Origin of the sequence: Methylocystis echinoides, assembly GCF_040687965.1 — a bacterium.
Lineage (GTDB): Bacteria > Pseudomonadota > Alphaproteobacteria > Rhizobiales > Beijerinckiaceae > Methylocystis > Methylocystis echinoides_A.
The window spans coordinates 2755142-2775689 of the sequence record NZ_CP156084.1 but is presented as its reverse complement, the minus strand read 5'-3'; the positions used below and the strand labels follow the sequence as shown (position 1 = coordinate 2775689).

Here is a 20548-nt window from a genome sequence, read left to right as displayed (position 1 = left end):
GACGCGAGGCGAATAGTTGACAGATACGCTGCCGCTTTTGTCTCCGTCAAAAAAGGAGACGGACATGAAGACGTCAGGAAAAGTCAGCGTGGCGTTGGCGGCGTTCGCGGCTTTGACGATCGCGGCTCCTCTGAGCGCAAACGCCGGCGTTATGAGCATCCCCGATCGGGCGACAATCAGCCCGGATTCGCCGCTTGAACAAGTCCACTATCGGTATCATCACCACCACCATTGGCGATACGCCCATACGCATCGTCATTGGCACTATGCGCGCTACCATCGCCATTACGGCTACTATGGCTACTATCCACGCCGTTACGGCTACTATGGCTACTATCCCCGTTATGGCTACTATGGCTACAATCCGGCTGGGGCTTTGGCCGGCGCTGCGGTGGGCTTAGCGACAGCGCCGTTGTGGGCGCTCTTCGGCGGCCCTTATTGGTGGTAGCTTGAAACGCAAAGCGCCCCGACTGTGGATGTATCGGCGGGGCGTTTTCGTTTTTAGGCGCGGTTGGGACCTCGCGTCACCTCGCCGATGACGGTCCCAATCTTAGTTTTAACCAAGCAACCGTCTGCCACTTTGCCGTCAAAACTAACGTTGCCGATGGTACCGCGCGCATAAGCTATCGCTAATTCCGCCGTCTTCGTGTTCGCTTTTCGACAGCAACAAAGAAGCGCTTCGGGTGGCTTTCACCGCCGGTCGGGCTCTTACCGATTTTCTGGAGATAATGTTGCAGGATGCCGTCGAGCCTATGGACGCCATCGAAGAAGCGGCGGCTGAGGCTCGGAACGCTCAGGCGGCTTGGGCGCTGTTTGCGCGGCTTTCTGCTCCGGCGCGGGGCGAGGGGTCGAGGCTGAATTAGCCGTCGCAGCACGATTGCATAGGGTAGCGGATGAAGCCACCTTCCTGCAGTTCTGCGCGGCCTACCAGCATCTGTAACTCGTGACTACGCCGCGAACATCCTCATGGTCTACAAGACCAAAGGAGCACGTCATGGTTAACCAGCGCGCTCGCTGGGTCAGCGTTTCTTAACGAGTGTTGCCTTGGCAGCTCCGCATTCGACTTTGTGAGTCTCGATTAGCTCATTTAGTCGATCATGTATTTGGGGATCGTTAAGGTCGATGCTCATCCCCGCCAACTTCAACTCTGTCCTAAATTGGCTTGGACCAATGTTAATCTCTCCGGGCGGCGAATTTGGTGGCACAGTAAGGAGAGCGGAAATATTTCCATCTGTGTCATGAACTGCAAATATCTTCATTTCAACCTCCCTCCCCACTCAGGTCTAGGGCGAAACGACGCACAGGTAGAGTGACCAAAATTTCATTCCCTCTGAGCTTGTGTTCTTATACGTGCAATCGATGAAATGCTCGCCGTTTGGCCGTTTTCGAGACACAACGCTTTCCAATGAAATGCTTTTCTCGCGAAATTCATCACGAGTAGGGTGTACCGAAACTGTAACCGCTGATTCGCCAAAGGGAGGCCACGGTCCAAAAGTATAGCCCCTGACCTGTCCTGGCTGGAAAATGTCCCCGAATCCAAGGGAGACAAGGTAGGGCCCGTAGCGGTTAACAGTTGCCATGGCGAACCCTCCACTATGAAAACAGTCGCGGTACGAATTATTACGGATCGCGACCCTCTTACTTCGTTAAATCCACCTCGATCGAAACCAACGCTTTGCGACCCCCAAAGTTCCGCAAGAAGCTCGCACTCTCGAAGGCACAGGCCGCCTTAGGCCGGGGATGACCCACCAGATGGATGCGCCGCCGTCCGGGCTCGATATTGACCTGGGTCTGTGATGACCCTTCTCTGAAACGTCGGCTACGCTGCTCCGCCTACAAGCCTTCGGCAAATTCGCAAAAGGCGAAACTGAGGAGGGCTGTTCGCCCCTATGTGCTTGACCGCTCTACAGCCACTCCCATCTGCATCTGTGTAGCTTACCGGAAACACATGGGAGGACCTGCAATGCTTACGTCAATAAGGGCCGCGTGTCTCGTGACCATCTGCGGTGCATTTTCCCTCGCCAACACATCGCAAGGGTCCGCTGGTCCTCTGAGTGTCGCGGTTTCGCCGGAAAGCCGGTCGCTGGTCCAAGAGGCTAGGCACTATTTGCCCCCTCCGGGCAAGGAATGCATCAAGTGGACGCGTCGCTTTCACCCGTCGCACGGTTTCGGCCACAAACGTTGCGTGCACTGGAGATAGAGCGGGAAAGGTCGGCTTTGCGTGGTGTCGTCTGCCCCCGGCATTGGCTGGGGGCTTTCCTCAGACAGGGAAGGCCTATTATAGAGGTGCCCTGGCGGATCATTCGGCTACTTCGGGTGGAACGAGGGCCACAGTCGGATGGTTGTTTGGATGTCCGTTCTTCTCCTTGGCCCGGCCGCGCGCCGGGCTTTTTGTTTGAGGGTAAGCGATTGGAAGGGGAGCGGCGGCCCACCGGGGTCTGAATGGTGAGCCGCCAGTTGAGCAGGTGCGCCTTCGCGGGACGCATCCTGGGCGATCATGATCGCCCAGCGTCATGACCGCCTGGTTAACGCTCGAAGACCGCGAGGGTTGCGGTGCCTTTTTGTTGCACGCGTCGCCGAACACCTGCGTCGCGACAGCCCCGCCCCCGCCCCCGCTGCGCGGCGTATTCTTCCGTGCGCGTGTTGCAAGCCGGAGAGGCTTTCAGCTGTTCCCCGGCTATAGGGGGTGCCGAAGCCATCTCTAAAAATCAGCAGCGATGGGCGGGCTTGATTGAACGGCACAAGCCACAATTTGACGCTCCTGTGACAGCAAGCGGAGGCCGAAATGGCACTGTTCGAGGACCTTTTCAAAATGGAAGGCGCTGCGGGGCCAGCGGCGCTTGGGTTAGGGGCGGTTCTCTTGGGCCCGACCTTGCTGCGTATACTAAGGCCCGTCGCCAAAGAACTCATCAAGACCGGAATCGTGATCTACGATGAGGCTCGTGGAGCGGTTTCGGAGGCGTATGAGGCTGCGGGCAACGTCGTGGCGGAGGCCCGCGCTGAGCGAGATGACGAGGTGGAAGCGCATAGCCGCGAAGAGGAAACCCCTCATAGGACTGTTCGCACCCACGCGCCGCATCATGAACCGCGCGCTCGGCCAGCGCATTAGCTGAGTAACGGGAACCAGCCGGCGGCTCCGCGCCGGGTTATGCGACGGGAAGCCGCCGAGACGCGACGCAGGCTAGCCGCAAGGCAGAGACGGATAGTAAAGTCTCCACAGCGCGGCTTTCGGTCTGAGGCGGCTTCTCATGAAAGTATCCCTTGAAGAAGCGATAGAAATCCATGCCAAAGTCCTCAGGGCTCGTCATAAACACAGAGCCCCCAGGAAGGCTCGGGACCACGCCCTGCATCTAAGGCGGAACGGTGATCATGACGGGCATGACGTTTGGCTTCGAGTAGCCGAGGTCGCGGAAATGCTCGGCTCGGGCGACTCGGAAGGAAGAGCAGTGGACCGCCTGAACGGCGAGCCGCACAAATAAATGCGGCCGCTCAACGGCGGCCGCACCGCATGCTGACGCATAAGGACTACTTCGCGTCTTCTGTGCGTTTCATTTGGTAGCCGCTGCCGTATTTCAAATCTTTAACGGGGCGCGGCGCACGCACCTCCTCGACCTTTTGCGGCTCCTTATAGCCGGGTTGGCCGGGGACGTTCGGCGAGCCCCATTTGACGTCTCCAGCCATCACGCTTCCAGCAACAACAAAAGCCGGAAGCGCAACGAGAGTAGCGAACGCAGTGTGCTTTAATGCCATCGTTCCCTCCTCAGTTCACGCCGCACAGCCGTCAGATAGGGCGCAGGCAAGGGGGAGCCAGAGCGGCTTACGGGCAGGCCTCCTGGAGGGCAGAAGGCACACTGGAGGCAAGAGGGAAACGCGCCCCCTTTGCGCCCTCTGCAAGAATGCGATCACGGGTCCATGCAATAGCAGGCGGTGCCGTCGAAGTTGTTGAAGCCCTCGGGAGCGGCAGAAGCCGTGCTGGCGAAGCCGATGCTCAGGGTCAGAGCGATCGCGGCGCAGATGGTGATCAGCTTGGTCATGATCGGCTCCCGTCAGGTCTTGTCTGTGTTCTCGACGGTCTGACGGTAGCTAATGGAGGTTCGGCCGTACGTGCGCCAGCGCACAAGAGGAGAGGGCGACTTGTCGACCGCTGCCGAGTGAATTTCGGGGTTTACGGAACTGAAAGCTGCCCACTTTCTCGCTCTGATGCGCATTGGCGACCAGGCTTTTTTCTCGCCGGCTGCATCCCCATCGAATAGGGGTATTGTTCAGCAATTGGACTGGGTCTCTCTTTGCCAATTTCAAAGGCCAGCGGCGCGTTGAGAGCCAAGTGGGGATCGGACGAATGGCAATCGATCTAAGTGGGGATTGGCACACGCTGACAATTCAACAGGTCGGCAATCGCGTCATCGCAATTGCAACTGTTCCCAACCCGCATTTTACGCGCGGCGAAAGCACGCTGGCCGGGGATACTTTGACGATGACGTTTACCGGCGGTGCCTTTGCTCAAACACATACGGGTAAGGTTAGCCCCGATGGGCGAGCCATCTCTTGGTCAAATGGCACGGTCTGGGTCAAATAGGCAGCGGTGGGGGCGGGCCGCTTTCGCGATTCGGGAGGTTCAAACGTCAGGACGGGCGCGTGCCGTTTTTCCCATGAACCCCGATAAGTATGGCATCGCGGCCCTCATCTTCGCGACGCCCTCCGGACCAACTAGAGATTCGGCGTAAGCGAAAACTTCTCCCAAAAGCGCAGCCACTTGCTTCTCGTTAAGTCCAAGGTTTGCCAGCTTCCCGGTCAAAACGTTTAGGTTCGTCTGGCCAAAACCGAATAGGCCCTTCACTGCCGCAATCGCCGCAGTCACGCCGGCGTCCGACGTCGCGGCGGCGGCCCTGATGCCTTGATGAGCGTCGGGTATTTGGTTGATCAGCTGCGTGACTATCTCTGCCGGCGCGTGGTCACGCATGAACTGGAGCGCATGTCCGATTGCCGGAAGGGCGGCGGTCTCGTCCAACCCGGTCGCTGCCCATACGCGCCTCAAAAGTTCTTTCATGGCGCTTCTCCGTTGTGTGGCCGCGTCGAAGTTGACCTGTCGCGCGTTTGGGCGAATGCAAGCTTAGCAGGTTGGTGATTGAAAGCCAGGCTTGTGCCGGTTGGTCGGCCGGTCGCAATACCGGGTAAGCGTTAGACGGAGTTGGTAGAGGCAACCCTAAGTAGAAGACACAGCTACTCAACGGGCTGTCTGTCTTGTCAGATTTGATCTGCGGCAGCCGGTGGAGGGCTATAAAGTTTTGATGTCGGCCCTGCTGTTCCTCGGCGCTGTCGCATGCACCGTCTCGGGAACGATTCTCGCCATAGCGACCTGGAAGGCCGCGGAAGCTCGCGACTGGGAGGCCGCGAGGATTGGCATAGCGCTCACGCTCGTCTGTCTGATTTTCGCAGGCGGGCTGGGCGTGACGTCAATCGTCCTGGCGGCAGGTTCGCGAGCCTTCATTCGGGCCATTCTGAGGCCGTCGGAGACGACGGCGGTCATCAACCTCGATAGGGGCTTATCGCCCTCGCAGGCGCAGCCGTGACCCTCACCTTCACCCAGCTCTCCACCGTGGCGCTCGGCTCGGCCGGGGCGCTTCTTAGCCTTTCCCTCGCCCTTTCCACCTACAAGGCCGCGCAAGCTCGCGACTGGGCGGGGTTCGGAATCGCTTTGGCCTTTATCTGTGCTTTCATGTTCGCAGCAGCCAGGCTCATCTCTGCCTTCTTGTTTTAGCGCGTGAGATGCCCGTATCCGGTGGGGCCGCGGCGTGGATGCGCGGGTTAGTAACCGTCAGTGTTGTCCTCTGCCACCGGAAAGGCTGGAGCGGCTGGCCTAGCCGGAATATCCACAGAGTAGCCCTCGTCATTCGCCGCATTAGGTGCCTCTAGCAAAATGCGGCGCATCAGCTGCTTGGTGTCAGTAATCGCAATCTTAGACCCGGCGATCAGCATGTCCGAATGCGCTTGCAGCTTTTTGGCGCGCGCTTGGAAGTCCGTGAGTTCGCGTGAGCAAGAAGCGAGTGCGTCAAGATGGTTTTGCATCGCGTGCTCCTGTTCGCTGTAAGCGGGAGCACGAAGAGTCTCTCAGCCGCCGAAGCGCCCATGGGTCGGCGATAACCTATAGGTAGGCTCGGCTCGGCTGCTCACAACGTATCCGGTCGCGCGGGGAATAGTGCCGCCAGTAGGCTCGGCCATGGGCGTGGGTTCGGCTTCGACTAACGTGCGCCACGAGAATGTGCATCGCACTCCTCGTCGGATGCTGTTCGCACAACCTCTGCTAAGGCCAGCTGCATCAGCAACAGCGCCATGCTAGGCGGCAGGGATTCATGTTCCGTCGGCCCCAAAGAGCGTCGCAATGCGTATCCCAATTCATGCATGACCAGGATTGCATCCCGCGTCTCTTGCAAGACCTTCCGATCAGCGGGCTGCATCTTCCCTTCCTCGTCATGAGATATTCTGCTTGTCCGAGTCGAAACAGATGCTGCTCGGCGATGTTCCTAAACTTTGCCTCGATATATCAGCCATATATGCGAGCGGACGGATGCCCAATTGTCTTGCGCGCCATTGAAATGAGCGGCTGGCCGCCAAAGCGTAACCAGTGTGTCCCGCTCCTCGACTGCATCCCCTGGAACATCGTTTCGCCTCGGCGCGTTTGCTCTGCATCCCCCTCCCAGGGGAACTCTTCTCCTTAGCCCGGCCGCGCGCCGGGCTTTTTTTGACGGCGTAGTCATTAGTGGCGACCAACCGTGCCTGGCTATTTCGCTCGGCCACAAGAGATAACGTTCGTGGTGCCGTAGAATCCACAATAGCGGGGAGCGAGCCCATACTTAACCATAGGGCTGTCCGTCTAGGCGGACGGGGGTTGGCGGCGCGAACCAACTTCTTGGCTCCGGGTCGTCAGCCCCTTCCTCGATCTTCAGCTCGCTTGTCCATCGCTATTACCGGGCGTCTTTCGGGTGGAAAAAGGCCAAGGGGGTCATCGATCCAGACCACTGCTATCCCTTCGCGCTCGGCATAGGAAAGAGCGTGCAGAAACCCTTCCTTGACCGGCAGCCGCTCTGGGAAAGCGTCTGGGGCCGGGCTCCGCCCAAATACCTCGATGGCCACCCTGGCGAATACGGACGGCTCGGCGTTGGCGTCGCGGCGGACATGCAGGGCCATAATAGGCCCTTCCGGTAGAGCGCTGCAGCGTTCAACGATCCTGACCGACTTAGACCCCAATAACTTTCACTCGCCGGACATTGGGGACAGACATAGGCTAGCTCCCGGCAATGCTCGCATATGGCGATCCTTGGGGCGTGGCGGCACCACAGAAGCGCGCTGCAATCTCGTCGGTACAGCCAAGCGGGAACTTACAACATCCGTCGCGCAATTTTTCGAAGGGAATGCCCTTCTTGTGGACGTTGGGCGGGTGGCGCTGAGCGCGCCAACCATCGCGATGCACCATACCGATGCGTCAACCGGAGCTAAAAGTCGGCCTTCCCGGCTACGCGGTTGAGTCACCTTCTTCGCCGAACGACCACCCTACCTCGTGCCGGGAGCCTTGCTATACTTAAGGAAAGACTTCTCGACGAACCTTAGTTTGTAAGGGTCCTTCGGCGGGCCGATAATAGGCCCTTCGATTTGGCATGGATGAGCGTTCCCTTCACTGTCCGTGCAACTGCCGCTGCACGAGGGATGCTCTGGGTTATCGTTCTCAGTTTTGCACGAGCTAGTCGTCGCACCGACGCACCCGCAGGCCATGTAGCCGCCGAGGCCCCCGTTATCTCTTAGCAGCACGAAGCCTTGGTTCTGCCCGGCGTTACCTTCAAACTGGAGTTTCACACGAGGAGACAGTTTGAGTTCTCTGGGGGAGATCACTTCATAATCGGGCGTTTTTGTCCCAACCTCCATCGGAGCCATCAGTATTTCGATGGCGGGTGACGAAGATTTGTCACTACAGCCGGCCAGCGTGCAAGCCGTTGCCATGATTGCAACGAGTCTTCTCATAATGACCTCCGAAGCTAGAAACTGGGCGGTAATCAAACGACTGCGATCTAGTGACTTAGGGGCTTCGCACTAAAGGTCAAACAAACAGGAGATCCATTGACGCCCCTGCCTGAGCGTCTCAATTGACAGCGATGCCCTGCAATTCTGATCGGAGAAGCGCTGCTTACCAGCCATCTGGCGTGAGCGCGGAGGACTCACGACACGGCGACTGCTTGCGTAGCGCACCTTAGACTTGTCTTTTTAAGCTTAGCTTTGCCTGCAAGCCGCAAAGTCACACTTGTTGCCAGAGCGCCCCCACCGTGGATGTATCGGCGGGGCGTCATGTGTGGTTACAGGCCGAAAAACGTCGCGTTAATACAAGCTTGTCCAACCACGCCTTTTCCGTAAATTTTCCGTATGAGAAGAAATGGAGCCAGCTGACGCCCGCGTAAAGTGTTGATTTTCTTGGCGCGCCCAAGGGGATTCGAACCCCTGTTTTCGCCGTGAAAGGGCGACGTCCTAGGCCTCTAGACGATGGGCGCGGGCCTGCGCGGCGCGAAGCGGCGCAGCGAGGGCTGTATAGAGGCGCGCGGCGCGCAAGACAAGCCTTGTCGGGAAGACATTTTGCCCCGCCGCGCCGGCGCGCTTCGACGGTTTCAAATCCCCCACGTCATGGCTTCGTAGGCGTAAAGACCAATGCGCGTGGCGTAGATTCCCACGAGCGCAAAACCAAAGGCTTTAACGGTGATCCACAGATAGGCTTCCATGTCAGGGTGCATGACGCCATGCCTCCTCGTCTCTGGTTGATCTGCCTCGGGCTCCCTCTTTCTTGACCTCGTCGCAGACGAAGCAAACCGTGGGCCATTCTGGCGCGGCGCGCCTTGCCCAGGACTGACGCGGGTTGTTCGAATCGCCGCCGCGAGGCCGCCAGTCCAACTCAAGTCTGGCGGCGCCAGCCCTGGCCTGTTACTGGGCTCTCAACCATGCTCACGATCAACGACCTCACCTACCGGCTGGGCGACCGCCTCATTTTCGATCACGCGGGCGTCTTCCTGCCAGGCCGATGCCGCGCCGGCTTTGTCGGCCGCAACGGCGCCGGCAAGACCACGCTTTTCCGTCTGATCGCTGCGGAAATTTCGCCGGAGTCCGGGACTATCGCCCTGCCCGCGCGCACGAGGCTCGGCCGGGTCGAGCAGGAAGCGCCCGGCGGGCCGACCAGCCTGATGGACTTCGTATTGGCCGCAGACCGCGAGCGCGCCGAGCTTCTTGCCCGAGCCGAGAACGCGCACGACCCTCACGACATCGCCGACATCCAGACCCGCCTGGCGGACATTGACGCCCATTCCGCCCCCGCCCGCGCCGCGGCGATTCTCCACGGGCTCGGTTTCGACGCCGCCGCCCAGCGCCGGCCCTTGTCGGAATTTTCAGGCGGCTGGCGCATGCGCGTGGCGCTCGCCGCGGTGCTGTTCTCCCAACCGGATCTGCTGCTGCTCGACGAGCCCACGAATTATCTCGATCTCGAAGGCACGCTCTGGCTCGTCGACTATCTCGCGCGCTACCCGGCGAGCGTTGTGGTCATCAGTCACGATCGCGACCTCCTCGACGCCGTCGCGACGCATATTTTGCACCTCGAACGCGGCAAGCTCGCCCTCTACAAAGGCGATTACTCGGCTTTCGAGAAGCAGCGTCGCGAGGCGCAGCTGCTCGCGGCAAAGGGCGCCCGGAAGCAGGAAGAGCGCCGTAAGCACCTGCAGGCCTTCGTCGACCGCTTCCGAGCCAAGGCCACCAAGGCGCGGCAGGCGCAGTCGCGGCTCAAAATGCTCGAGAAAATGGAGCCGGTCGCCGCGATCGTCGACGACAGCGTTCTGCCAATTCACCTGCCCTCGCCGGAGAAGCCGCTTTCGCCGCCGATCATCGCGCTGGAGCGGGTCTCTGTCGGCTATGGCGAGCGGGTGGTTCTCTCGCGTCTGACGCTCTCCCTCTCCAACGACGACCGGATCGGGCTGCTCGGCGCCAACGGCAACGGCAAATCCACCTTCGCCAAGCTGCTCGGCGGGAGGCTCGCGCCGATGGACGGGAAGATGGTGCGCGCCGCCAGGCTGGAGGCGGGGTTTTTCGCCCAGCACCAGATCGAGGACCTCAACGAGCAGGACACGCCCTATCTCGTCTTCTCACGGCTGATGCCCGACGCGCCAGAGGCGCGGGTGCGGGCGCGGGCGGCGCAGACCGGTTTTTCAGGAGCCCGCGCGGACACCAAGGTCGCAAATCTCTCCGGGGGCGAGAAAGCGCGGCTGCTGCTCGGCGTCGCCTCGTTCAACGCCCCGCACCTCCTTATCCTCGACGAACCGACGAACCATCTGGATATCGATAGCCGAGCCGCCCTGATCGAAGCGGTCAATGAATACGAGGGCGCGGTGATTCTGGTCTCACACGACCGCTATCTGCTCGACGCCTGCGCCGACCGGCTCTTGCTCGTGGACGAGGGAACGGTACGCCCCTTCGACGGCGACATGGACGATTATGCGCGCGTGGTGCTGTCGAAGACCAAGGGGGAGGAGCCCAGGCCCGCGCCGGCGGCGCCCTCGCCCGAGGCGCCGAGGCGCCGCGATGCGGGGCAGATCAGGCGCAAGCTCGCGGCCGCGGAGGACAAGGTCGAAAAATTTACTGGCCTGCTGGCCCGCGTCGACGAAGCGCTCGCCGCGCCGGACGCCTTTGTCCGCAACCCGCAGGAGGCCGCCAAGCTCGCGGCCCAGCGCGAGGATCTCGCCAAGGCGCTCGCCGCCGCGGAAGAGCAATGGCTGGAGTTGGCCAGCGAGGCGGACGGCGCATAAGGCGCGAAGCCATTACAGAGCGCCGCGAGGCATTTGCCGACACGCCGGAGAATCGCTTCAGCGGGGGTTCAGCCCTGCAAGTCGGCGAACTCGGGATGTCGTGCGAGATAGTCCACGACGAAGGAACAGCTCGCCCGCACCTTCAGCCCCTGCTGTCGCGCCGAGAGCAGCGCCCCCTCTATCAGGGCCGAGGCGATTCCTCGCCCCTGCAGAGCGGGCGGCGTTTCGGTGTGGGTGAAAAGCATCACGCCGTCGCGCAGGACATAATCGGCAAGCGCGACCTCGCCGTCGACCGGCAACTCGAACCGGCTCTTCTCGACATTCTGTCGCACCGCACGGCGTTGCAGGTTCATCGCGTCCTCCTTGTTCCCCGACTGGGCGTCGAGAAGGAAAGGCGCAAACCGCTCCGACAGACAAGCGGATTTGTCGACGCCACCGCTGTTAGCGGCCACGGCTCAGTCTGGCTTCTTTCAGCCTTATGCCGCGGATGATCAAAAAGGCTCCCGCGAGCAACAGAATTTGCGCCTCGAGGTCGCTGACCCTTGCCGCCTCGAGTCCGTGCAGCAACAGCGCCGAGCCCATTAACTTGCTGATCATGCGCCCTCCGGATCCTGCCGCGCGAGATGCGCCGCGCTTAGCGCCTAGTCTTCAAAAGAGACATTAGCTTGGCCCGGTTACGTCATTGTTGCGGCCGGCGTCGAAAGGCCCTGTTGTCCGGGTCTCCCGCCGCCCCATTTTTTTGGAAGAAGGCGTCTCCCAGAAAAGGGCGAAGCCATGCACGCGCTCCTGAAATTCAGCATAGTCGTCGCTATTGTGATTTGTGCGGCGAACTTCGGTTTTGGGGTGGAGTTCGTCATCGCGCTCAGCGCCGCGATCTCTGTCTACATGCTATGGGTTTCGCGGCTGAGGCCCGAGCTCATGCTGTATTTCGCCGACCTCCCCAACAACCTCCTCTACTGGATTTGCGTCGGCTTCCCGGTCGGTCTCGTCATCAGAACGCTGGCGTTATCCCTTGTCCTCGTCCCGATCTATGTCCTCAGTCCTTAGACAGATCGGTTGGGGCGGAATTTAACAAATCCTTACCTTGCGAAGATCGGCGCAAGCTCCGCGCAAGCTTCGCGCTTGACGAGTGAAAGCCAACTAACTGAAATATAACTAGCTTAAGTCTGCTTTGGGCGATTCGTCGATGTCCAGGACAAATGCATCCGCCGTCCCGGCCCGGATGGTGCGCGCGGGCAGATATCGCGGCCTTGTCGTCTTTGCTCTCTTCCTCGCGCCTCCTTGGGTCGCGGTCGCGGCGCCCCAGGGGAAATCCTATCCCGGCGCATCTCGCAGCGCCTGCATGGCGTCGCGCGCTTCCGGCGCCCGTGACTGCGAGCGCTATTCGCCGAGCGGGGCGCGACTGGTTCAAGCCACGGCGCCGCAAGAGAAAGCCGCCATCCTTTCGCCCGACCGCTTCGTCCCCTTCTCCAAGCGCCAGCCTTTTACGGGCGAAGTGACATTCGCGGCCGCGGCGCTCGGCGACATCGACGGCGCGACGATAGAGCCGGCGAGCGAAACGCGTGAAGAACGTCGGCGGCGGCTGAAAAACGCGCCGTTCATCGAGTATTGAGGCGCCCCGCCCGAGGCGGGGAAGCCGCCAATGCGCCGCCGAAAACAGTCGGGCACATTGACGCCGTCAGGCGCGCGCAATGATTGCAAACGCGCATGCCAACCGCCTAAGCTGGCGCACTTGCGGGAGGCAGGGCGCCATGACGACTGATTATGATCCGATCGCCGAAGAGTATCAACGCGCCAAGCAGCATCCCTGGCGAATCCATATTGAGGCTTACACGCTCGATCAGCTCATTCCCGCCCTCGACGGCCAGTCGGCGCTCGACGTCGCTTGCGGCGAGGGCCATTATACGCGACGCCTTCGCGCAAGAGGCGCGGCGCACGTCATCGGGGTGGACCTCTCGGCGCGCATGATCGAACTTGCGCAGGCGCAAGAAGCAAAGCGGCCGCTGGGGGGCGTCGAGTACCGCATCGGCGACGGAAAGGACCTGCCTTTCGAGGGCGCCTTCGATCTCGCCTTCGCCGCCTATTTTCTCAATTACGCCCACGACCGGCGCGAACTGCAACAGATGTGCGACGCAGTCGCGCGAAGTCTCAAGCCTGGCGGGCGTTTCGTCACGGTCAACAGCAGTCCGATGCTGGACTTCGGCGCCGACCGATCCTACCGGCAGTATGGTTTCGAGGCGAAGATCAATGGCGGCGTGAAAGAAGGAGCGCCGATCATTTGGCGCATCTTTCAGGAGGACGGGACTTTCTTCGACATCGAGAACTACTTCCTCGACAAACAGATCCACGAGGACGCGTTCCGCGCGGCCGGTTTCTCGCAGGTTCACTGGCGCGCGCCGCGGCTCTCCCCGGAGGGAGAGAAAGCGTTCGGGCGCGACTTCTGGAAGTTATTTCTCGACCATCCGACAATCGCTTTCATCGAATGCGTGAGATAGTTCGCGATATCGTCGACCCCTAATCCCGCTCGGACGCCTGCCGCTCGATTTCTTCCATATCGGCGTCGGACAGGCCGAAATGATGGCCGATCTCATGCACCAGCACATGGGTGACGATATCGGCCAGCGTATCCTCGCTTTCCGCCCAGAAGTCGAGAATCGGGCGGCGATAGAGCCACACCATGTTCGGCTCGGCGCCGGTTTCGGCGAGGTGCTCGCCCTCGGTCAGCCCACGGCCTCGAAACAGGCCGAGAAGATCGAAGTCAGTTTCGCACGCCATCGCGTCCATCGTCTCCTCGTCGGGGAAATCCTCGACGCGAACGACGACGCCCTCGCACAGGCGCGTGAAGCGCTCAGGAAGGGCTTTGAAGGCGGCGTCGGCGAGCGCCTCGATGTCGGCAAGCGACGGGGCGGTCCGCCGGCCCCAGTTCACGGATGATTCGTTCATGGGCCGGACTATGGCGCCGGCCGCGTCGCTTCAACAAGTCGCAAGGCCAGGTAAGTCGTTAGCCGCGGGCCCCAGGGCCACGCTGCGCCAGTCCCGCGAATGCTTGCGGCCGAAGCAAAAAAAAGGGGCTTTGCAGCCCCTTTCGTTTTTATCGCCAGTTTCGCACGTCGACGAAGCGGCCGGCGACCGCCGCCGCCGCCGCCATGGCCGGCGATACGAGATGGGTGCGGCCCTTGAAGCCCTGGCGGCCCTCGAAATTGCGGTTGGACGTCGAGGCGCAGCGTTCGCCGGGCGCCAGACGGTCCGGGTTCATGGCGAGGCACATGGAGCAGCCCGGTTCGCGCCATTCGAAGCCGGCGGCGCGGAAGATCCTGTCGAGCCCCTCCGCTTCGGCCTGCTCCTTCACGAGACCCGAGCCCGGGACGACCATGGCGTTGACCCGCTCACTGACCTTCTTGCCCTCGACCATTTTGGCGGCGGCGCGCAAATCCTCGATGCGGCCATTGGTGCAGGACCCGATGAAGACGCGGTCGATTTCGATGTCTGTCATCCGCTCGCCGCCCTTGAGGCCCATATAGGCGAGCGCGCGCTCGATGGCTGCGCGCTTTTGCGGGGTCTTCGCTGAATCCGGCGTCGGCACGAAGCCGTCGATGCGGGCGACGTCTTCGGGGCTCGTGCCCCAGGTGACGATCGGCGGCAGATTGCTCGCGTCGAGGCGAATGATCTTGTCGAAATGCGCGCCCTCGTCGCTAAAGAGCGTCTCCCAGTAACGCCGCGCCATGTCGAAAGCCTCGCCCTTCGGACCCTTGGGGCGGTCCTCAAGATAGGCGAAGGTCTTCTCGTCGGGGGCGACGAGACCGGCGCGGGCGCCGCCCTCGATCGACATATTGCAGACCGTCATGCGGCCTTCCATCGACAGATCGCGGATGGCTTCGCCGGCATATTCGATGACATGGCCGGTGCCGCCGGCCGTGCCGATCTCGCCGATGATCGCGAGGATGATGTCCTTGGCCGTCGCGCCGTCGGCGAGCTTGCCGTCGACCTGCACCAGCATATTGGCGGCCTTCTTCTGGATCAGCGTCTGGGTGGCGAGCACATGCTCGACCTCCGAAGTGCCAATGCCATGCGCCAAAGCGCCAAAGGCGCCGTGTGTCGACGTATGGCTGTCGCCGCAGACGATCGTCATGCCGGGGAGCGTGAAGCCCTGCTCCGGCCCGACGATATGCACCACGCCCTGGCGGCGGTCGTGCTCGTTGTAATATTCGACGCCGAATTCCTTGGCGTTGACGGCGAGCTGCTCGACCTGCGCCTTGCTCTCCGGGTCCTCGATCGGCAGAGAGCGGTCCGTCGTCGGCACATTGTGGTCGACGACGGCGAGCGTCTTCTGGGGCGCGCGGACCTTGCGGCCGGTCATGCGCAGGCCTTCGAAAGCCTGCGGGCTCGTCACTTCATGGACAAGGTGGCGGTCGATATAAAGCAGGCAGGCGCCGTCATCCTGGCGGTCGACGACATGGTCGTCCCAGATCTTGTCGTAAAGCGTGCGCGGCGCAGACGAATTGGCGGACATATCTCTTTCCTTCAGAGCCGCAGGCTGCGGCTGTCCCGCATTCCCCGCGAGGCGGAGAGGATTGGGCCGCCCGGCCTCTCCGCGTCGGGCGGAGGAAGCAAAGCGCCCCTTGAATTGAGGCTCTTCTAACCGTAACGCAAGCCGCATGGAAGAGAGATCGCGCCGCCCGCCCGCCCCGACGCCACCCTGCCCGGCATGAGCGCAGCTTCCCTGCCCGCCGGACTTGCCGCCGCAATGGTGGCGCAGCTCGAGCGCCGGCCGCGCAAGGCCCTCGCCGAGAGCGCGCGCCGCCTGTCGGAGAGCTACCGCGCCCATAAGCCCACGAGCGACGCGATCCGCGGCGAAACCGACGCCCTCGCCTATGCCTTGACCCGGATGCCGGCCACCTATGCGGCCGTCTCCGCCGCGCTCGGGCGCTTCGCGGCGGAACAGCCGGGATTCGCGCCGAAAAGCCTGCTCGACGTCGGTTGCGGGCTCGGCGCCGCCGCCTATGCCGCGACCGAAGTCTGGCCGGAAATTAAGGCCGTCGAGATGATCGACCGCAGCCCGGCCTTCCTTGCGCTCGCCGGAACGCTCGCCGCCGAGAGTGGCGTGGCGCAGGTCGCGCGCGCCAGTATCGTCGCCGCCGACATGACGAGGCTCGGCAGGGAGGCAGCTGCGCCGCGCGACCTCGTCGTCGTCGCTTATGCTCTGACCGAACTTGCCGACGCCGCTCTGGCGCAGGTGACGGACGCGCTCTGGTCGCTGACTGGCGGCGCCCTCGCCTTGGTCGAACCGGGGACGCCGCGCGACCATGCGCGGCTCATGCAAGTTCGCGCCCGCTTGATCGAGCTTGGCGCGACCATCCTCGCCCCCTGCCCACATGGGCTGCCCTGCCCGCTCGCGCCGCCCGACTGGTGCCATTTCTCGGTGCGGCTGCCGCGCTCGCGCGATCACAAAGCGTTGAAAGGCGCCGAGGCCCCTTTCGAGGACGAGAAATACGCCTACCTCATCGCGGCGCGCGCGGGGACGCCGCCTGCCGGGCGCATCCTCGCCCCGGCGCGTCAAAGCAAGGCGGGAATCGCGTTGAAAAGCTGCGAAGCCGCGGGCCTGCGCGAAATTTTCCTGCCCAAGCGGGACAAGGCTCGCTATGAAGGGAATCGTAAGAAAGACTGGGGCGACTCATGGGCCGCCCTTCCGGAGGCAGATGGATGAACCGACCAAGGGTTGCGCCTTATCTGACCGTCAGCCCGGCCGCCGCCGCCATCGCCTTCTACACAGGCGCCTTCGACGCCAAGCAGCGCGCGATCATGCCTTCCGTGGACGGGCTGCGCATCGCGCATTGCGAATTGGTGATCAACGGCGGCTCGGTGATGCTCGCCGATTTCTTTCCCGAATTCGGCCAGACGCGCGTGCCCATGCCGGGCGACAGCGCCACCGTCTCGGTCAGTCTCGAATATGACTCGGCCAAAGAGGTCGACGACATTTGCGCCCGCGCGGCGAAGCTCGGCGCCAAGATCGAGACGCAGCCGACAAATTCCTTCTGGGGCACCCGCTACGCGAGCCTGCGCGACCCGTTTGGCCACCGCTGGATTTTGAACGGGCCGCTGGACAAGTAGGCCCCTTCCCCGCTGTGCGTGACCGGCTTGGGGAAGGGCAAAACAAAACCGCCCGGGGCCTTGCGGGCGCCGGGCGGCACATAATCCAGCCGAGCGAAGATTACGCGTTCGAGGCCTTGGCCTTGTGGTCCACGCGCTCGGCGATGCGGGCGGACTTGCCGCGGCGGTCGCGCAGATAATAGAGCTTGGCGCGGCGCACCTTGCCGCGACGGACGACCTTGATCGAGTCGATCAGCGGGCCATGGATCGGGAAGACGCGCTCCACGCCCTCGCCGTAAGAAATCTTGCGAACAGTGAAGCTCTCGTTGAGGCCGCCGCCGTTGCGCGCGATCACGACGCCTTCATATGCCTGAACGCGCGTGCGCTCGCCTTCCTTCACCTTCACGTTCACGATGACCGTGTCGCCCGGGCGGAAGTCGGGGATATTCTTGCCTTCAATAAGCTTGGCGGCCTGTTCGGCCTCGAGCTGCTCGATGATGTTCATGATTGTAACTCCAGCCGTTTCGTCTGTAGCCTTGCGGCCGACGAGCGTTTCGGAACGCTGTTTTAGTTGAGGCCGCTCCCCATACAGCAGTTGGCGGGCTTTGTCGAGTGTCCGCCGCGAGCTTCAGCGCAAAGAAAGACGCGCGCCGGGGGAGTCCGTCGCGAACAATACGTCCTATATAGCCTTGCCGGGGCGGCTGGCCAACTCGACTGAAGAGGAGCGGGACATGTCTCAACAGGAAGAGCGCCAAGCGGATCGCGGCGGCGCCACGCCGAGGGCTTCCGAGTTCATGGCCGAAGGCCGGCAGCGTCTGGAGGATTTCGCCGACGCCCAGTCGCAGTTCTGGGACCGGCTGCAGAGCTCCAACCGCCAATGGCTGGATCGCTTTCAAAACGAAGCGTCAATGGCTGCGGATTTCGCCAACAGGCTGACCTCGGCCAGGTCCTTCACCGAGACCGCGAGTCTGTTTCAGAACTGGACAGTCAAACATATGGAGATGGCCAGCGAAGACGCGCGACGCGTGATCTCGGACACGCAGGACATCTTCGCAGCCGGCGCCCGCTTCTGGACAAAATTTACGGCGGGCGGCGGCGACGGACATAGCCGGGGTCATTGACGACCCGAAGAAGCGCTGGAGCCGGCCATCATCAGGCTCCAGCGACGCTCGGGTCCGTAGCCGCTATCCGCCGCCTTCCATGTCGTGGGCGAAACCGACCTTTATCGTCACCTGATATTTCTCGACATTCCCCTTGTCGATGCGCCCGCGAACCTGGACGACCTCGAACCACTGGAGATTGCGCAGGGTCAGTCCGGCGCGCTGAATCGCCGATCCGATGGCGTCCTCGATGCTGTCCGGCGAGGAGCCGACGAGTTCGACAACCTTGTAAACCGAATTTTCCATGAACCGCTCCCACTGCATCAATGCACGTTGAGATGTAGCGCGGCGGCGCTTCTGGTCATCACGGACTCGGCAGGCCGGGCGACTAGAATTTCTTCACCTCGATCCCGTGCTTTTGCAGCGCATAGCCGATCTGGCGGGGAGTCAAGCCGAGAAGACGCGCCGCCTTCGCCTTCACCCAGCCAGCGCGCTCCATCGCGTCGACGAGTTTCTCATAGTCGGTGCGCGGGTCCTTTTCGATGACCGTGCAGTTCTCGGCGCCCGGGCAGGCGTCGCCCGGCGCATGGGCGACCGGCGGCGCCTCCGCGGGCGCCGGCATGGGGCCCCGCGCCGCCTGCGGCGCGACGATCGGCAGCGGCGTCACGCCCGCCGGCCACTTCGAGGAGGAGCCGCTCCACAGGATCGCCGAGAGGCAGCCGTCCTTGCGGCAGGAGAAATCCTTGTCGACGATCACATCGCCATGGGCCAGCGTGGCTGTGCGATAGATGCAGTTCTCGAGCTCGCGAATATTGCCCGGAAAGCCACATTCGTTGAGCACGCTCATTGCGGATTCGGACAGTCTCAGCTTGCCGCCCTGCTCGTCGTTGAATCGGCGCAGGAACTCATTGGCGAGTTGTTCGAGGTCGCCCTTGCGATCCCGCAGCGGGGGCAGGAAGATCGGCACGACGCTGATGCGATAATAAAGATCCGCCCGGAACTCGCCCTTCTGAACCGCTTCTTCGAGATTGCGGTTCGTCGCGCACACGAGACGCACGTCGACTTTGAGCGTGCGCGAGCCGCCGACGCGCTCGAACTCGCCTTCCTGCAGAACGCGGAGAAGCTTGGCCTGGAAAGACGGCGTGATTTCGCCGATCTCGTCGAGGAAGAGCGTTCCGCCATCCGCCAATTCGAAACGGCCTTTGCGGAGAGTGGCCGCGCCCGTGAAGGCGCCGCGCTCATGGCCGAAGAGTTCGGACTCGAGCACGCTTTCCGGCAGCGCCGCGCAATTGAGCTTGATGAAGGGCTTATTGCGCCTCGGCGACTGATCGTGGATCGCCGCCGCAAAAAGCTCCTTGCCAGTGCCGGACTCGCCGCGCAGCAGCACCGTGGATTTCGCTTTGGCGACGATGCGAATCTTCTCGATCACCGCCCGCACCGCCGGACTGTCGCCGACGATGCCCTTCAGCCCTTCGGCTTTCACCTCGGGGGGAATGGCGCGGTCCGCCTTTTCGCGCCAGGCGCTTTCCTGCATGAGCCGCTCGCGGTCGCGCGCGATGAGCTTGTGCAGGCGCAACGTCTGACCAACCATATTGGCTACCATGGTCAGGAAGCGCACGTCATGGTCGAAAAGCACGGAGGAGCGATCGCAGCGGGCGCGATCGACCGTCAGCGTGCCGACAACCGTGTCGCCCTCCTTGATCGGCACGCCGATCATTGAAAAGGACTGCCCGTCCTCCGTCCCCCAACCCGAGAGATCCATGCCCTCGAACAGGGGCGAGGCGGCGACGTCCTCGACGATGATCGGCATTTTGGTGGCGATGATCTGGCCGACGGCGCGCTCAGGCAGGCGATCGAAGAACAGTTTCGCAGCCCCTTCGCTCCAGCCGGCGCCCACGACGACCTCGGGCGCGCCCTTGACGTCGAGCAGCGCGATCAGCCCGTGCCGCATGTCGAGAAAGCTCGACAGCAGGGTGAGCACGCCCGCGAGGACGTTCTCGAGGCGGGCGGGGGAAGCGAGCAGTTTCGATATTTCGTAGATGCCAACTAGCGCGGTTTCACCTGAGACCGTCGCGCGCGGTGGGGCGGCGCTCAACGCGCCACCGATTTGAAGACCCATTTGGGAGCCTCATACAGGCGTTGTTTTGTGTTTTCATTGCAATTGTCGCGCCAGATCGAAACCATTCCAAAAAGCGAAGAAAGACGAGCATTTAGGCTAGGAGCCGCGAGCGCCGCGCTCGGGCTGCCGACCCTGCATTGATCAAATTTTGCCCAGGCGCCGAATTCACTGGCGCCCCTTCCGGGCGTTCCCCTTTTTCCCACCGGGGTCGGACTCAGACCGCGTGGGTGAATGTCGCCTTGCGGACACAGCTCCGACGTCTTTGCGACAAGCCGCCACAGGACGTCCGGCTCACGCAACAGGCCTATTTTTTACTTCTTTTTCAATGCACTAAGGAAGTTTTTGACGCATGGCACGCTTGTTGCGGACCTCCCGCCAACGCCGCCGGCAAAAATTGGAATTGTTCCAGACACCCCCAC

At 62.1% G+C, this 20548-nt stretch carries 25 protein-coding genes and 1 tRNA gene; 12 read left to right on the top strand and 14 right to left on the bottom strand.

What is annotated here, in order from left to right; translation table 11 throughout:
• The first annotated feature begins 64 nt into the window (after nt 1-64).
• Nucleotides 65-448, top strand: a complete 384-nt coding sequence (locus RVU70_RS13570; RefSeq protein ID WP_363347125.1) for a hypothetical protein — start codon at nt 65-67, stop codon at nt 446-448.
• Nucleotides 449-2785: 2337 nt separating this feature from the next.
• On the top strand, nt 2786-3109 hold the full coding sequence (locus RVU70_RS13565) for a DUF5132 domain-containing protein (protein ID WP_363347123.1): 324 nt from the start codon (nt 2786-2788) through the stop codon (nt 3107-3109).
• 416 nt (nt 3110-3525) lie between these two features.
• On the opposite strand, the gene RVU70_RS13560 is transcribed toward RVU70_RS13565, so the two are convergent.
• Both RVU70_RS13560 and RVU70_RS13555 read right to left on the bottom strand, forming a co-directional pair.
• Nucleotides 3526-3750, bottom strand: coding sequence for a hypothetical protein (locus tag RVU70_RS13560; RefSeq protein WP_363347121.1), 225 nt, complete (start codon nt 3748-3750; stop codon nt 3526-3528).
• A 152-nt stretch (nt 3751-3902) separates the two neighbouring features.
• Nucleotides 3903-4034 carry a hypothetical protein gene (locus tag RVU70_RS13555; protein WP_363347119.1) on the bottom strand — a complete coding sequence of 44 codons (132 nt, stop codon included), beginning with the start codon at nt 4032-4034 and terminating at the stop codon, nt 3903-3905.
• Between the two features lie 305 nt (nt 4035-4339).
• Between RVU70_RS13555 and RVU70_RS13550 the strand changes: the two genes are divergently transcribed.
• The gene (locus RVU70_RS13550; RefSeq protein ID WP_363347117.1) at nt 4340-4576 is read left to right on the top strand and encodes a hypothetical protein; all 237 of its coding nucleotides are present in this window, start codon (nt 4340-4342) and stop codon (nt 4574-4576) included.
• Nucleotides 4577-4615: 39 nt separating this feature from the next.
• Here the strand turns inward: RVU70_RS13550 and RVU70_RS13545 are convergent, their stop codons facing one another.
• Complete coding sequence (locus RVU70_RS13545; RefSeq protein WP_363347115.1) at nt 4616-5047, bottom strand: hypothetical protein; 432 nt, start codon at nt 5045-5047, stop codon at nt 4616-4618.
• 241 nt (nt 5048-5288) lie between these two features.
• Here RVU70_RS13545 and RVU70_RS13540 point away from each other — a divergent pair, with 241 nt between their 5' ends.
• Nucleotides 5289-5570: a hypothetical protein gene (locus RVU70_RS13540; RefSeq protein WP_363347113.1), complete on the top strand. Its 282-nt coding sequence runs from the start codon at nt 5289-5291 to the stop codon at nt 5568-5570.
• Complete coding sequence (locus RVU70_RS13535) at nt 5567-5758, top strand: hypothetical protein (RefSeq protein WP_363347111.1); 192 nt, start codon at nt 5567-5569, stop codon at nt 5756-5758. Before RVU70_RS13540 ends, RVU70_RS13535 begins: the two co-directional genes overlap by 4 nt.
• 47 nt (nt 5759-5805) lie before the next feature.
• On the opposite strand, the gene RVU70_RS13530 is transcribed toward RVU70_RS13535, so the two are convergent.
• From RVU70_RS13530 to RVU70_RS13515, 4 genes are all read right to left on the bottom strand, one after another.
• On the bottom strand, nt 5806-6066 hold the full coding sequence (locus RVU70_RS13530; protein ID WP_363347109.1) for a hypothetical protein: 261 nt from the start codon (nt 6064-6066) through the stop codon (nt 5806-5808).
• Nucleotides 6067-6921: 855 nt separating this feature from the next.
• Nucleotides 6922-7185, bottom strand: a complete 264-nt coding sequence (locus RVU70_RS13525; RefSeq protein WP_363347107.1) for a hypothetical protein — start codon at nt 7183-7185, stop codon at nt 6922-6924.
• 1273 nt (nt 7186-8458) lie between these two features.
• Nucleotides 8459-8534: transfer RNA gene (locus RVU70_RS13520), tRNA-Glu, on the bottom strand.
• A gap of 114 nt (nt 8535-8648) precedes the next feature.
• Nucleotides 8649-8771, bottom strand: coding sequence for a hypothetical protein (locus RVU70_RS13515; RefSeq protein ID WP_363347105.1), 123 nt, complete (start codon nt 8769-8771; stop codon nt 8649-8651).
• 204 nt (nt 8772-8975) lie between these two features.
• Here RVU70_RS13515 and RVU70_RS13510 point away from each other — a divergent pair, with 204 nt between their 5' ends.
• Complete coding sequence (locus RVU70_RS13510; RefSeq protein WP_363347103.1) at nt 8976-10823, top strand: ABC-F family ATP-binding cassette domain-containing protein; 1848 nt, start codon at nt 8976-8978, stop codon at nt 10821-10823.
• A gap of 68 nt (nt 10824-10891) precedes the next feature.
• Here the strand turns inward: RVU70_RS13510 and RVU70_RS13505 are convergent, their stop codons facing one another.
• Both RVU70_RS13505 and RVU70_RS13500 read right to left on the bottom strand, forming a co-directional pair.
• Nucleotides 10892-11176 (bottom strand): GNAT family N-acetyltransferase, encoded by a 285-nt coding sequence (locus RVU70_RS13505; RefSeq protein ID WP_363347101.1) that lies wholly within the window; start codon nt 11174-11176, stop codon nt 10892-10894.
• Nucleotides 11177-11264: 88 nt separating this feature from the next.
• Entirely contained in the window at nt 11265-11420 is a 156-nt protein-coding gene (locus RVU70_RS13500; RefSeq protein WP_363347099.1) for a hypothetical protein, read from the bottom strand.
• Between the two features lie 177 nt (nt 11421-11597).
• On the opposite strand from RVU70_RS13500, the gene RVU70_RS13495 reads away from it, so the two are divergent.
• From RVU70_RS13495 to RVU70_RS13485, 3 genes are all read left to right on the top strand, one after another.
• Nucleotides 11598-11870: a hypothetical protein gene (locus RVU70_RS13495; protein ID WP_363347096.1), complete on the top strand. Its 273-nt coding sequence runs from the start codon at nt 11598-11600 to the stop codon at nt 11868-11870.
• A 139-nt stretch (nt 11871-12009) separates the two neighbouring features.
• The gene (locus RVU70_RS13490; RefSeq protein WP_363347094.1) at nt 12010-12435 is read left to right on the top strand and encodes a hypothetical protein; all 426 of its coding nucleotides are present in this window, start codon (nt 12010-12012) and stop codon (nt 12433-12435) included.
• A 139-nt stretch (nt 12436-12574) separates the two neighbouring features.
• Complete coding sequence (locus RVU70_RS13485; RefSeq protein ID WP_363347092.1) at nt 12575-13318, top strand: class I SAM-dependent methyltransferase; 744 nt, start codon at nt 12575-12577, stop codon at nt 13316-13318.
• A 19-nt stretch (nt 13319-13337) separates the two neighbouring features.
• Here RVU70_RS13485 and RVU70_RS13480 read toward each other — a convergent pair whose 3' ends face one another.
• Together RVU70_RS13480 and leuC are read right to left on the bottom strand one after the other, a co-directional pair.
• Nucleotides 13338-13766, bottom strand: coding sequence for a metallopeptidase family protein (locus RVU70_RS13480; protein ID WP_363347090.1), 429 nt, complete (start codon nt 13764-13766; stop codon nt 13338-13340).
• A 148-nt stretch (nt 13767-13914) separates the two neighbouring features.
• Nucleotides 13915-15333 (bottom strand): 3-isopropylmalate dehydratase large subunit, encoded by a 1419-nt coding sequence (gene leuC, locus RVU70_RS13475; RefSeq protein WP_363347088.1) that lies wholly within the window; start codon nt 15331-15333, stop codon nt 13915-13917.
• Nucleotides 15334-15528: 195 nt separating this feature from the next.
• Here leuC and RVU70_RS13470 point away from each other — a divergent pair, with 195 nt between their 5' ends.
• Nucleotides 15529-16527: a small ribosomal subunit Rsm22 family protein gene (locus tag RVU70_RS13470; RefSeq protein ID WP_363347086.1), complete on the top strand. Its 999-nt coding sequence runs from the start codon at nt 15529-15531 to the stop codon at nt 16525-16527.
• Nucleotides 16524-16931, top strand: coding sequence for a glyoxalase/bleomycin resistance/extradiol dioxygenase family protein (locus RVU70_RS13465; RefSeq protein ID WP_363347084.1), 408 nt, complete (start codon nt 16524-16526; stop codon nt 16929-16931). Before RVU70_RS13470 ends, RVU70_RS13465 begins: the two co-directional genes overlap by 4 nt.
• Nucleotides 16932-17031: 100 nt before the next feature.
• On the opposite strand, the gene rplS is transcribed toward RVU70_RS13465, so the two are convergent.
• Nucleotides 17032-17415 carry a 50S ribosomal protein L19 gene (gene rplS / locus RVU70_RS13460; RefSeq protein ID WP_363347082.1) on the bottom strand — a complete coding sequence of 128 codons (384 nt, stop codon included), beginning with the start codon at nt 17413-17415 and terminating at the stop codon, nt 17032-17034.
• 226 nt (nt 17416-17641) lie between these two features.
• On the opposite strand from rplS, the gene RVU70_RS13455 reads away from it, so the two are divergent.
• Nucleotides 17642-18031, top strand: a complete 390-nt coding sequence (locus tag RVU70_RS13455) for a hypothetical protein (RefSeq protein ID WP_363347081.1) — start codon at nt 17642-17644, stop codon at nt 18029-18031.
• A gap of 63 nt (nt 18032-18094) precedes the next feature.
• On the opposite strand, the gene RVU70_RS13450 is transcribed toward RVU70_RS13455, so the two are convergent.
• Together RVU70_RS13450 and nifA are read right to left on the bottom strand one after the other, a co-directional pair.
• The gene (locus RVU70_RS13450; RefSeq protein ID WP_363347079.1) at nt 18095-18316 is read right to left on the bottom strand and encodes a dodecin; all 222 of its coding nucleotides are present in this window, start codon (nt 18314-18316) and stop codon (nt 18095-18097) included.
• 82 nt (nt 18317-18398) lie between these two features.
• A complete protein-coding gene (nifA, locus tag RVU70_RS13445) occupies nt 18399-20129 on the bottom strand; it encodes a nif-specific transcriptional activator NifA (RefSeq protein ID WP_363347077.1) in 1731 nt (576 codons plus the stop codon).
• Nucleotides 20130-20548: the final 419 nt, after the last annotated feature.